The organism is Streptomyces sp. NPDC043854, from assembly GCF_056436005.1.
Genome location: NZ_JBWKDK010000047.1, coordinates 34,417 through 45,583, shown reverse-complemented (window position 1 = coordinate 45,583; position 11,167 = coordinate 34,417). Strand labels below are relative to the sequence as shown.

The window sequence follows — 11,167 nt, the reverse complement described above, 5'->3', positions numbered from 1 at the left end:
CTCCAGCGGCATGAAGTACGGCCAGCTGGCGCGGTGCGTTCAGCCGTAGGGCATGGCACCAGCCCTCCCATAGCAGTTACGGGACAGCCCTTAGGTCAGGGGGCAGCTGAGCGGGAGGACACGCTCGCTCACCTGCCCGGTGAGGTGGGTGCCGGTGAGGGCGGCGTCGGTGAGCCAGTCCACTGCGGCCAGCTGGTCGACCAGGTGCTGTAGTTCGCCGGAAGCGACCGGGACCCAGGCGGCGAGGGCGTTCAGGCCGATGCCCTGGCCGCCGGGGCCGAGAGATCCCGAGGTGTCGGTCTGGGTAGCCAACGTCAGGGCGAGCAACCGGGTGCCGGCGGTGGCCTTGGCCTTGCGGATCTTCTTGTCCGAGATGACCTTCTGGGCCCACCCGGAAAGCTTGGGCCGCATCTTCTTGCCGAAACTGAACGGGCCCGTCCCGCCCTCGCCTGGTGCCAGGGAGGGAACGGTGACCGGGGTGGCGTTCTCCGGCCGCGAGGCGAGCAACTCGCCGGCGGTGCCGGGAAGCTCCAGCCAGCCGCAGCCGGTCAGCTTCTCGACCAGGTCCTCCGGATCGGTCAGACCCAGCGCGGTGAGGTCCTGGCCGACGAGGTTACCGGTGCCCGTATGCGCGGTGCGCAAGGTCAGCATTAGCACCAGCAGCCGTGCCTCCGGCCCGGGCAGCGGGCTGTGGTCGGCCACGTGCGCGAGGACCGTGCGCGCGTGCTCCCACTGCGCCGGGACGGTCAGCAGCCGGGCCCAGGCCCGTCGCCGCCGGTGATGCCGCTGGTGCGCTGCTGGTGCTGGAGGCGGGTGGCGGCAGCGGCCTGTTCGGCGCGCCGGGCCTCCCACCGCACAGCCGCTTCGCAGGTGACATCAGCTCAGGTGGTGAAGGCGCGGGCCTTGCGTTCCTGGAGGTCGGCGAGCAGCGCCAGGTCGGGCTGGTCGCGCTGCTGGTAGACGCGGAAGAGGTCCCCGAGTTCGGTGAGTTCGTCCCGCAGGGCGACGGGCCGCAGGTCATGCGGGATAACTCGCTGGGCGATCTTCACCTGCGGCGGGCGGCGTCGCGCAGGCGTGGAGCGTGGAGCCGGGACCGGGTCGACGGCGGCCTGGTGGTCGGAGAACTGCGGAGCGCCTGCGCTGTGGCTGCGGGGGTCGGGTGGTCCGCGGCCGCAGGAGGCTCGGAGGTGGCTGCGGTCTTCGCTCCGGGGGTGGCGGCCGCGCACCGGGAGCAGCACTCCATCGCTTGCCACCAGCGGCCTTCCCGGTTGGTGATCACGGCCAGGACCACCGGGCCGCCGCACCGCCAGGGTTCGGCACGCACACGTCCGCTGGCGGGCAGATGGGTGTGGCAGCCCTCAACCCGGCACGCGCAGTACACCCCGGCTCTCGGGGCGGGCGCTGCGCGCAGGTGGGCTTTGAGGTGGGTGACCGCGGCCGCACGCCCGGCGGCCGCCGTGGGCAGGCGCTGCTCGGCACAGGCAGGGCGGCTACACGAGATGCGTACTGCCGCACTGCCGCGGCCGGCGGAGTCCAACCGCACCGTCCAACGACGCCCCGGCACCCGTTCGTCCAGCTCGCTCACCACAGCCTGCGTCATCCCGGCCTTCCTCCATTCCATGTCTTTTGCTGTGCGCCGCCGATTCCGCCGTGCCGGGCGGCGTGCGGGCGGCGAGGCCACCGTATGCGGCGCACGGGTGAAGGCAGGTGAACTCGCCCACACAGCAGGGGACGGGAGCTATCAGTCCGCGGGACTGGTGATGAGGTACTGCTGCTCGGCGTTACGTACGCGCTGCTGTTCCTGGGTGCGGCGCCGGTGCTGGACGAGGCCGTGTAGCAAGCCGCCGACGACGAAGGCGGCGATGGTCAGGACCGAGAGCCAGGCGATCGTGCCCGCCTCGGCCCAGGTGCCGTCGGCAGCAGGTTCGGAGTGCGCCTCGATGTACCTGGTGGTGACGACCACTTCGGCAACAGTGAAGGGGATCCCTGCTGCGCTCCACAAGCCCACCAGGGCCCACGGGCTCCACAGCTTTCGTTCGACGGGCAGCCCGAGCCCGCTCCGTACCGCCCGCGTCTGGGCAGCACTCCGGCGTGCCGCCTCCCATCCGGCCACCATGGAGCCGGCGGAGCCCAGAACCAGCAGCCCGGCGAGAGCCTCGAGGAAGAACTGCCCCTCGGACGGCACCAGCCGAGCCGTTGCCATCACCGGGAAGGCCGTCACAATCAAGGCCCCCGCCAGCGCCTTCCACTTCGACGACCACACCTGATCGGGGCCACTGCGCCACTTCTTGACGCACCGCATCACCGCCAGGGCCGCGCCCGCCCAGAACACCGTGCACAACACCACTGCCCCCATGGGGGTAGCTCCCTTCACTCGGATCTTGACGTCGGCCTCAGCGGGCGAACGCTTCGGTCAGGCTGATGCGGTAGCCGTCCTCCTCCATCAGCACGACGGTGAGGCCGAACGGATCGGGGTGGTCCAGCTCGATGGGGGTGAAGGAGAAGTTGACCGCGGCCTGGATCGGCGGCACCAGCTCGCCGCCGGGCTGCGGCGCGGAGGCCGGCGCCAGTCGGGGGCGACCGACGCCCAGCCCTCGGGGCTGCGGGACAGGAGCTGCTCGCTGTAGGGGAACTGATGCAGGACATGCCCGTCCCGGGTGGCGAGCACCATGTTCAGGCAGGGGGCCGGGCCGGCGATCGGCAGCTCGCAGGCGGTGGCGACGTCGTGGGTCTCCAGGCGAGGACCACCTCGTCCGCGCCAGCCGCCGCGGCGATGTTCGCGAGTTCCGCGATCCCGGTGAGCGCGTCCTCGCCGAGCTTGAGCGGGCGCACCCAGATCAGCCCGATCAGCTCGCCGCGCACCAGCGGCATCATGACCGGGCGCGGCACAGTCCCCTCGCCCAGCGATGCGGTGTACGCCTCCTTCACCACGCCGACCAAGCCGTTCCACATCCGCGCGCCCACGCAAAGCCCCCTCGCTGATGCCGTTGTCGATCACCACCGACCCTGCCACGCAGGTCGGAGCCGTGTCAGCGAGATGACCAGCCAGCCGCGGTGCGCCGCGCGTGCTATTCGGCCAGGTCCGATGGCTTTGTGCCATTCGCCAGCAACCTGCCTCCAACATCACCAAGCCGCCGCTACACAAGAGGATTGGCGGTGACATCCAGCCGTCCGTGGGGGAAGGGCAGTCGGTGGGGAGGCCGGGGGGTGGTGACCATCAACGTGGCGGTGCTGCTCGTAGTCGTCGTCATCTGGCGGCTGCGACGGCGTACGCAGGCCCGCAGCCGCTTCGACGAGAAGCTGACCGTCGTCATCGTCCTGGCTCTGGGCGTCCTGATCGCCCCCACCCCGGTAGGCGAGGGGATCTCGAACATCCTGGGGCAGCTCGCGAGCGGCGTCACCCAGGCCAGCCGATGAGCACACGCACGGGCCGGACGGCGCCCGCCGGCTCACGCAGCGGACCACCGATCCGGGAGGCGGGGGAGTGATGGCGGCACGTCGACGGCGCCTGAGGAAGAAGACCCGCAAGAAACTACAGGTCTGGGGTGCGGTGGTGGCGGCCGCCGCAGTGGCGTGGGTCGCCGCGAACTGGTCGACGGTGTGGCCCGTCCTGGTGGCCGTACTCGTCGCGGCCGTACTCGGTGGAGTCGGCTGGGTGCTCCTGCGGGCGCATCGCCGCGCGGTCGGCCAGGACCGCGCGTGGCGGGCCCAGGACGAGGCTCGGGCGCGTGAGTTGTCCATGGCCCAGGTCGACGGCTTGTCGTGGCAGGAGTTCGAGAAGTACATCGCGGAGCTGTGCCGGCGTGACGGCTGCACAAAGGTCGTCGTCAGCGGCAAGAGCGGCGACCTGGGCGCGGACGTCGTCGGCTACCTTGCCGACGGCCGCAAGCTGGTCATCCAGTGCAAGAAGTACGCGCCGCACCGGAGCGTGCCCTCGCAGGACATGCAGAAGTTCGTCGGCACCGCCCGTCTCGAGCACGGCGCGGACGTCGCCTTGTTCGTTACCACCTGCCACGCGTTCACGAGGGACGCGATGGGCCTGGCACTGCGCCAGGACATCGTGGCCCTGCACCGCGACCTGCTGGGCTCCTGGGTCAAAGGCGCTCACCTGGAGACGCTGATCCCGCTGAACGGCAGCGGCGGCGGCACCAAGCGGCGCCCCTCCGCCTGACCGCCCCAAGCGCACGCATGCCTGGTCTGCGGGGTCAGCCCACACCCTTGGGCGGGGTGCCGGTGTGCGGCGGGAAAGGCGCTGCAGGGCCGGGATTGTCGACGAGCACATACCCGTGCGCGGCCATGATCTCCTTCTGGAAGGCCAGGAGCAGTTCGGCTCCCTCGCGGGCCCGGGAGGTGTCGTTGCCCGCTCCGGAAGTGAAGAAGTTCTGGGTGACAGACGCGGACCGCGACCGTCTTGCCGAACTTCAGGAGGGCGTCCTCACGCTGCCTCCGGCCCAGGGAGACGACACCCCCTCGAAGTCGAGCCCGAACCGGCCCACGTGCCGCCCCACAACAACCCTGGCTGATCCCGTCCCGGCCGGGGGCCTCGAAGCGACTGCGCCGATCCCGCAGCAGCGGGCTTTCCCGCAGGCGCCGTCTGTGAAGCCCTTCGCACAAGAGGCGCCGCTGCTCCACCGCACCGCGGCGCCGGTCACGCCCGTGGTGTCCTCAGCCTCTACCGAAGCCAGCACCGGGGAGCCGGAGCCCGAAAAGGTGACAGCCCAGAGCGTCGACTTCCCTCCTGAAATCGAACAGGCTTACGATCGCGGCGTGACCACGACCCCCGCATTCCCCGACGACCTCCTCCAACTCCAGGAGCGCCTCCACCGCGCCCACGCCGAGCACCGCGCACCTGGCAGGGCTGCCCTGGAGCGTGGAGCCCATAGCGGGCTGGACGCGCGGCGAGCGCTACTCCCATCGCGGTGACGTGCCCGACAGCCCTGACTGGAGCGACGAGCAGAAGCAGAAGGTCGACGAGATGCGGGCGGAGATCCTGGAGCTGTCGATCGCCGTTGTGGGCCACTCGCACTGGGCGACGGTTCCCCGTGAGGAAGTAGTGGCCGCCCGCATGCAGCTGAAGAGGCAGGCCGCCCCGTCAGACGGTGCAGGAGCGGAGGCGGCATAGCACCGCGTACTCCTTCCCAACGCACGCTGGGGCGGACATGTGGACGGCAGACGCCCGCTATGCACGGGCTCAGCCGTGGGGCGTGCCCCGAGCTGACGTCCCGATCGAGTAGATGGACCCGACCGGACACGGCCTGAGTGCGGCCTCGGGCGTCGGCAGCGAGTCTGGAGCCATGGCCGAGTCCAGAGTGACCATCCACCCTCCCGACGACCGGGGGCGCCGCCTGGTGACCTACCGGCGCGAGGAACTCGGCCGCGCGACCAGCGAGCTGGACGTCCGGGAGTTCCTCTACCGGGCGGGCATGGCCGATGCCGAGGACGTCGATCTCACCGACGAGGCCCTCTTCGACTGGCAGGGCACCGGACCCGAGTCCTGGGCCTGAGCCGTGAAGGCCCTGTGGAACGGAGCGATCTCGTTCGAGCTGGTCAGCGTCCCGGTGTCCGTCGTGCCCGCGACCGAGCGCCACGCCGTGCACTTCCGGCAGATCCACCAGCACGAGGGCGGACTCATCGGCCGCGTCCGCAACCTCAAGGTCTGCGAACTCGACGGCGAACCCGTCGGCCTCGACGAGATCGGCCGCGGCTACGAGACCGCCACCGGAACGATCCCCGTCAGCGACGCAGAACTCGACGCCCTGCCTCTGCCCACGGCCAAGGCGATCGAGATCGTGAGCTTCGTCCCCGCGGCCTCCATCAACCCCGCCGCCTTCGGGGCCGGCGCCTACTACTTGGCGGCCCCGGACCCCGTCGCCGCCCGGCCGTACGTCCTCCTGCGCGAGGCCCTCGGCCGCACCAGCCGCGTGGCCGTAGCCAAATTCGCCTTCCACCAGCGCTGGAGTGGCAGCTCGGCCAGACCCGCGAGGCCTTGGCCCGCCTGGAACAACAGGAGGCCGCCGCCACGGCCCGCAGGCCGCAGCCATGGGTGCCCGACTGGAAGCTCGAGGTGCACCGCACCGGCTACGGCCCCCGCCCGTTCCGGGTCCACGCCGGCCACTGCCCCGACGGCCACGGCAAGGAGATCACCCGGCCCGAGGCCCTCCGCCTCTTGTCCGACGGCATCGAGGCGTGTCCCTTCTGCGGGCCGGACCGCGAGCTCCGGATCGACGGCGCCGCGTAGCCAGCTCAGCGAGCGTCGTCGGTGGTCGACGGGGTCCGACTCAGCGGCAGCGCGGCCCACCGATGTCGGCGGGCGCGTCATTCCACTCCTCAAGAGCCGTACGCAGCCTGGGGCGACGTCGGGATCGGTGCCCCTATGGCCAGCTCCCTCGCCGAAAGCAGCCCCGAGCGAGGGGGCCGATGACCAGGGCTTGACCGGGTCTTCCACTTACCCGCGCGGCCCTGCGCGGGTCATAGGCGACCCCCAGGCTGGGCGGTGACCTTCGACTGTTCCGCGCTGGGCATCCTGCCGATCTGCAGGAACGTGGCAGCACGAACCCATCGATTCCTACGTACTGCGTTCTTGCACAGCAGGGTGCCACGCAAGGCGTCGGATTTGGTCGTTGCAGGGCTACTTCAAGGCGATTGGATCCGACATTCGGTGTGTGGTCGAAGACGTCCGCATGCTGGAGTCGGCAGGTTCTGCCCCAGTCGTTGAGTCAAACGGACGTGCAGTGTGACCCGAATGAGGGGCCGTAGTGATTGAGAGCGTGTTCAGTACTGATGACTTACCCAGGGCGGACCGCTGGGCAAGCTGGTATGAGACAGGCACGAAATCTCATCTTCCGACATTGATCCGCACCGATCACCAGGACAACTTCCGAGGCACCATCCGCCTGCTCGACCTCGGATTTCTTCAGATATCAACACTTACCTACAGCCCTTTACAGGTGGCTCGGACACCCAAACTGATACGGCAGTCCGATCCCGAAGTGTTGTATTGCGTGTTTCACCGGCGGGGACAGATAGGAGTCAGTCAAGGTGGCCGAGAAGCGGTACTGGCTACGCAAGGCTTGGTCCTCTACGACACCTCACGTCCCTTCACCGCTTGGGCGGCTACCGAAGACGGCACCGTGGCCGGCTGCACAATTTTGCAAGTCCAAAGAAAACTGTTCCCGCTCCAGTCTGAGACTCTCAAACCTCTCATCGCAAAGCGGCTGTCGGTCAGCGAGGGAATCGGCTCCCTGCTAGCCCACAACGTCACGCACCTGACTAGCAACGCTGGCCGCTACACGACAGCCGATACTGTCCGACTGTCAGCCATCACTGTGGATCTGCTCGCTGCTCTATGCGGCCACGAACTCGAATCCACTCACACATTGCCGCCGGAGACATACCGGCGGACGCTGCAGGCACAGATACAAGATTTCATTCAACAGCGGCTCGGTGACCCCATGCTCTCACCCGAAACCATCGCCGCGGCCCACCAAATTTCCATCCGCTACCTCTATAAGCTCTTCCAAGAACAGGGTCTGGCTGTGGCCAGTTGGATCCGCCAGTGCCGACTTGAACGATGCCGACGCGACCTCTCTGCCCCCCACCTTGCTAGCCAGCCGATACACGCTATCGCGGCCCGGTGGGGATTCGTCAACGCGGCCAACTTTAGCCGCGCCTTTTCCTCCGCCTACGGCGTATCACCCAAGGAGTACCGAAACCTGACTCAGACCCGTGTAGTGCAAGAACGGACAAGAACTGTGCAGAGAACGACAAGGACGCCTTGACGGTTTATGGGCACACTTGCAGGACAGCAGTGGACCCGGTGACACACCGATACGACGTACGGCGCGGGGCACGTCGCCCGCAGCTTGATCGTGTACTCGAAGGTGTCGGGTCCGCCGAACTCTGGGTGGGGCGTGTATACGGCCCGGCCCCTTTCTGCCCGCAGCTCGAGTGTTCCGTACTGAGGCTCCTGGAGGATTGTGACTCGATGTCAGCTGAGGTCAGGCCCTTGTCGTCGTCGAGGTCGTCCCTATAGGGACATTCCGCTACCGCCGCAGGGCATTGGCCACATGGCCCCAGCCAAAGATCCTGAGTCGAGATAGTTTCGAGACGTCATCCGTTTCCCACGAAAGGCATGATCATGCACTTACGTCGCGCCTTGGCCGCTGCCGCCCTCATTGCCGGCGCAGCCTTCACCGGCCTGACCAGTACGGCCTCCGCAGCACCTGCTTTCACCTCTCAGGGGTCAGCAGTTCAATGCGAGTGGAGGCTCGATGGCCAAGGAACCGGCGGCGGCTTCATGCACTACAAGGCGGGCACCACCTTCCGCAGCGGTCCCTACCAACAGTGCGATGGATACCGGGACCCAAACCAGGGTTGGGGCCGCGCATCCTGCCGCTACTACAACAGCTACGGGAACCTCTGGTACTACGTCTCCGACTGGAGGGCCTGGGTATACAGCGGGAACGTGAGCTTCCCCTATGGGGACGCTCCCACCGACTGGTGCTGAGTCCGTCGCTGCGTGATCCATCAATGGCCGGTACGTGCCCCCATCAAGACCAGGAGACGAATCGAGCTCAAGCGCCTATTGGGCGCATCACGTCCGTCGTCGCAGCGCCGGCGACTCCGATATGACCGTGTCTGACCTGCGATATCCAGACAGGCCTCGCACAACGTCGGATGCGGCGCGCGCTGGGGAAATCCGTGGCACCACCGCCTCTGGCGGCCCATCAAGCCTTCATCGTGCTGGGTCGAAGGTTCGTCAGAACACGTTTTCAACGTAGGGGGAGAGTCAATGAAGATGAGGTACAGGCTCGGAACGCTGGCGGCCACGGCAGGAATTGCTATGGCCCTGTCCGCAGCGCCGGCACACGCCTATCCGACGACCACGCACTACCACGGCAAGGACGCGGGCACGCTTGCGCGTCCGACTTTCAGCAACCCCGACCTTGTGCAGCTCCACATCACCGACAACGAGGCTGACGGCAACGGAGCCTACATCGAGTACTGGGTGTACTACCCCGATCGGGGGACGTACGAGGACTTCAAGCTCTGGGACCCGGACGGGTCGGGGTATCGGAGCGGGTCGCTCCACTATCAGGAGTACCTCACCAATGGTGTTTACGAGCCCCGGTACATCTCGCACTACTTCGTGTGCGAGAACCGGGTCGGTTGCAACGGTCCGTACTACGCGGAAGAGTGGAGCTGAGCCCGTCTGACCGCGCTCCGGGGTCAGTGACGGGCCTGGTAGGGCCAGCAGCGGGCGCGGCGCGACGGCGATGCGGCGGATCTAGGATCGTAAGGACCGGCACGAGAACGCTGAAGCAATACGGCCAAAGAATCCAACTCCTCCGCAGGGACTCCTGACGGACGAGCCACCCCCGCCATGAGGGACTCTCGCGCAGCGCTCGCATAGCTCAAGAACGCTGAGCGCCTGTTCGATTCGTGATCTGGGCATTTGCGCAGCTCAGGGGTCGAACAGGGGCGGTTGCGGTCGTGAGGATGGACGGCTTGATCTACTCGGCCAGGTCGCAACGCGGGTGCAACACCCCACTGCAAACAGTCCGGCGTTGTAGCCTCACCTGCGAAAAGAGGTTTACACACGGCTGCGCGCAGGCGTGTTGCCACGCTTGAAGCCGCTGGTGCGCCAGGTCACCGGTGCTCGCTGGTGCGGGTCTGCCGTCCCTCTACGAGCTGCCGCCACCGGGTCCGAACGGTGTCCGGGCCGTCCAGCCAGGTCGTGGGGGGAGGGGGCGATGTCGGCGTAGTAGGTGTAGTCGCCGCGTTCGGCGAACTCGTGCATCCGGCCGATGACGGTGCGGACCTTGTCGTGATCGCCGAGGACGGCGTGGTGCAGGGCGAGGGTGAGCTCGAGGATGGCCTCGGTCGAGGTGATACCCGCTGCGCGGATCTCGGCGCGCAGCGCGCGGGCACCGTCGAGATCGGCGAGGGTGCCGGCGTCGCGGGCCAGGGCGGCGACCTTGAGGGTGAGGGTGGTGGCGCGCTGGTCGAGTCCGGCCAGGAGCTGCTCGGCGAGGGCGATCTCGTCGTCCGCCCGGTCGGGGTCGGTGAAGGCGTACGCCAGGGAAAGGTGGGCCTGGGCGATGGCCTGTTCCCCGGAGTTGCCGTGCTGCTCGGCCTCCGTGCGGGCGGCGGCGAATGCGGTGGCGGCCTGGTTCATGTCGCCGTGGGCGAAGTGGATGTCGCCGAGTACCCGGCTTCCGCGGCCGGGCCAGCCGAGGGCGCGGGCGGTGGACAGTGCGGTGGGGAAGTCGCCGGTGGCGCGGGCGAGGTGGGCGAGTCCGCGGGTGGCGGCGGGGGCGAGTCGGCCGCCGCCGTCGGCGACCTGGCGCATGCCGTCGCGGGAGACGTCGCTCTGGCCGAGGTCGCGGCGGGCTTTGGCCCGGTAGTAGAGGGCCATCTCGGTGAGCTCGGCGGGCAGCAGGCCGGCGTCGATGACGCGGGTGAGTCGGGAGGCGGTGACGGACCTGTGCTCGTGCTGGCGGCGGGCCAGGGCGGATAGGAGCTCGGCCAGGGCGTCGGCGGCGGTGGCGAGTTCGTCCTCGCGGCTGTCCCGGACGGGCAGGGGGAGGGGTTCCCACACCATGTCGTCGGTGTAGGCCCAGGCGGCGTCGGTGAGCCAGCTCAGTTCGAGCTGGTGGTCGCGGGCCAGGGCGAGGCCCTGGCGCAGGCAGCCGACGAGCAGGCGCCGGTCGGGCCCGCTGCTGGTCTGCCACTGCGCGCCGAGCGCGGCCAGCGCGCGGGCGGCGGCCTGCTGCCAGTCGGTGTCGGTCCAGCGGTCGTCGGTGGCGTCGTCGGCGGTGCGCAGGGTGGAGCGGATGAGGGCGTGCAGGTGGTAGGGCCACAGAGCGAAGGGGTCGTGCCGGACGAAGGGCCGCTCGATCAGGCGGGCGGCTGCGGAGAGGTGGGACAGGCCGGCCGTGGCGGTGGCCAGAGGCAGGTCGAAGGCGTCCAGCAGGCTGACGGCGCGCAGGAGGTGGCGCTCGTCCGGGGTGAGGTCGGCCAGGGTGCGGGTGAGCAGGGCCGGGAAGTCGGTGCCGAAGTCTGCGGGCGCGGGGGTGCGGCCGGCTCGGCGGAGTTCGAGGAAGCGCAGGACGGCGAGGTCGAGGTAGAGGGGCAGGCCGTGGGAGCGTTCGGCGATCACCGTGCG

15 protein-coding genes and 1 pseudogene are annotated in these 11,167 nt (G+C 68.7%); 9 read left to right on the top strand and 7 right to left on the bottom strand.

The genetic code is table 11. The features are described from left to right. Nucleotides 1-90: 90 nt before the first annotated feature. The 5 genes from AC068A_RS30230 to AC068A_RS30210 form a co-directional block, all read right to left on the bottom strand. Entirely contained in the window at nucleotides 91-702 is a 612-nt protein-coding gene (locus AC068A_RS30230; protein WP_478589439.1) for a hypothetical protein, read from the bottom strand. Between the two features lie 179 nt (nucleotides 703-881). Next, nucleotides 882-1,253, bottom strand: a complete 372-nt coding sequence (locus tag AC068A_RS30225; RefSeq protein ID WP_478589438.1) for a hypothetical protein — start codon at nucleotides 1,251-1,253, stop codon at nucleotides 882-884. Between the two features lie 488 nt (nucleotides 1,254-1,741). Beyond that, entirely contained in the window at nucleotides 1,742-2,356 is a 615-nt protein-coding gene (locus AC068A_RS30220) for a hypothetical protein (RefSeq protein ID WP_478589437.1), read from the bottom strand. Nucleotides 2,357-2,393: 37 nt separating this feature from the next. After that, nucleotides 2,394-2,531 carry a hypothetical protein gene (locus AC068A_RS30215; protein WP_478589436.1) on the bottom strand — a complete coding sequence of 46 codons (138 nt, stop codon included), beginning with the start codon at nucleotides 2,529-2,531 and terminating at the stop codon, nucleotides 2,394-2,396. A 142-nt stretch (nucleotides 2,532-2,673) separates the two neighbouring features. Further along, complete coding sequence (locus AC068A_RS30210; RefSeq protein ID WP_478589435.1) at nucleotides 2,674-2,964, bottom strand: hypothetical protein; 291 nt, start codon at nucleotides 2,962-2,964, stop codon at nucleotides 2,674-2,676. 243 nt (nucleotides 2,965-3,207) lie between these two features. On the opposite strand from AC068A_RS30210, the gene AC068A_RS30205 reads away from it, so the two are divergent. The 8 genes and pseudogenes from AC068A_RS30205 to AC068A_RS30170 all read left to right on the top strand — a co-directional run bounded on the left by AC068A_RS30205 (nucleotide 3,208) and on the right by AC068A_RS30170 (nucleotide 7,778). Further along, nucleotides 3,208-3,417 carry a hypothetical protein gene (locus AC068A_RS30205; RefSeq protein ID WP_478589434.1) on the top strand — a complete coding sequence of 70 codons (210 nt, stop codon included), beginning with the start codon at nucleotides 3,208-3,210 and terminating at the stop codon, nucleotides 3,415-3,417. A gap of 70 nt (nucleotides 3,418-3,487) precedes the next feature. Further along, nucleotides 3,488-4,171 carry a restriction endonuclease gene (locus AC068A_RS30200; RefSeq protein WP_478589433.1) on the top strand — a complete coding sequence of 228 codons (684 nt, stop codon included), beginning with the start codon at nucleotides 3,488-3,490 and terminating at the stop codon, nucleotides 4,169-4,171. A 125-nt stretch (nucleotides 4,172-4,296) separates the two neighbouring features. After that, complete coding sequence (locus tag AC068A_RS30195) at nucleotides 4,297-4,923, top strand: hypothetical protein (RefSeq protein WP_478589432.1); 627 nt, start codon at nucleotides 4,297-4,299, stop codon at nucleotides 4,921-4,923. Between the two features lies 1 nt (nucleotide 4,924). Continuing rightward, nucleotides 4,925-5,122: a nucleic acid-binding protein gene (locus AC068A_RS30190; RefSeq protein WP_478589431.1), complete on the top strand. Its 198-nt coding sequence runs from the start codon at nucleotides 4,925-4,927 to the stop codon at nucleotides 5,120-5,122. A gap of 172 nt (nucleotides 5,123-5,294) precedes the next feature. Next, nucleotides 5,295-5,504 carry a hypothetical protein gene (locus tag AC068A_RS30185; protein ID WP_478589430.1) on the top strand — a complete coding sequence of 70 codons (210 nt, stop codon included), beginning with the start codon at nucleotides 5,295-5,297 and terminating at the stop codon, nucleotides 5,502-5,504. 3 nt (nucleotides 5,505-5,507) lie between these two features. After that, nucleotides 5,508-5,942: pseudogene (locus AC068A_RS30180) on the top strand (Ku protein); the annotation flags it as partial. Between the two features lie 44 nt (nucleotides 5,943-5,986). After that, the gene (locus tag AC068A_RS30175) at nucleotides 5,987-6,238 is read left to right on the top strand and encodes a DUF6233 domain-containing protein (protein WP_478589429.1); all 252 of its coding nucleotides are present in this window, start codon (nucleotides 5,987-5,989) and stop codon (nucleotides 6,236-6,238) included. Between the two features lie 517 nt (nucleotides 6,239-6,755). Further along, nucleotides 6,756-7,778, top strand: a complete 1,023-nt coding sequence (locus tag AC068A_RS30170) for a helix-turn-helix domain-containing protein (protein WP_478589428.1) — start codon at nucleotides 6,756-6,758, stop codon at nucleotides 7,776-7,778. Here AC068A_RS30170 and AC068A_RS30165 read toward each other — a convergent pair. Continuing rightward, nucleotides 7,718-7,975 carry an Ig-like domain-containing protein gene (locus tag AC068A_RS30165; protein WP_478589442.1) on the bottom strand — a complete coding sequence of 86 codons (258 nt, stop codon included), beginning with the start codon at nucleotides 7,973-7,975 and terminating at the stop codon, nucleotides 7,718-7,720. The genes AC068A_RS30170 and AC068A_RS30165 overlap by 61 nt on opposite strands. 816 nt (nucleotides 7,976-8,791) lie before the next feature. On the opposite strand from AC068A_RS30165, the gene AC068A_RS30160 reads away from it, so the two are divergent. After that, entirely contained in the window at nucleotides 8,792-9,205 is a 414-nt protein-coding gene (locus AC068A_RS30160; protein WP_478589427.1) for a hypothetical protein, read from the top strand. Nucleotides 9,206-9,592: 387 nt separating this feature from the next. Here AC068A_RS30160 and AC068A_RS30155 read toward each other — a convergent pair whose 3' ends face one another. Next, the gene (locus AC068A_RS30155; RefSeq protein ID WP_478589426.1) at nucleotides 9,593-11,161 is read right to left on the bottom strand and encodes a hypothetical protein; all 1,569 of its coding nucleotides are present in this window, start codon (nucleotides 11,159-11,161) and stop codon (nucleotides 9,593-9,595) included. Nucleotides 11,162-11,167 lie beyond the last annotated feature (6 nt).

Excerpts from the sequence above, each read along its gene's own strand:
- AC068A_RS30220 (WP_478589437.1), bottom strand. The coding sequence starts at position 2,356 with ATGGGGGCAGTGGTGTTGTGCACGGTGTTCTGGGCGGGCGCGGCCCTG.
- AC068A_RS30200 (WP_478589433.1), top strand. The coding sequence starts at position 3,488 with ATGGCGGCACGTCGACGGCGCCTGAGGAAGAAGACCCGCAAGAAACTA.
- AC068A_RS30195 (WP_478589432.1), top strand. The coding sequence starts at position 4,297 with ATGATCTCCTTCTGGAAGGCCAGGAGCAGTTCGGCTCCCTCGCGGGCC.
- AC068A_RS30185 (WP_478589430.1), top strand. The coding sequence starts at position 5,295 with ATGGCCGAGTCCAGAGTGACCATCCACCCTCCCGACGACCGGGGGCGC.
- AC068A_RS30160 (WP_478589427.1), top strand. The coding sequence starts at position 8,792 with ATGAAGATGAGGTACAGGCTCGGAACGCTGGCGGCCACGGCAGGAATT.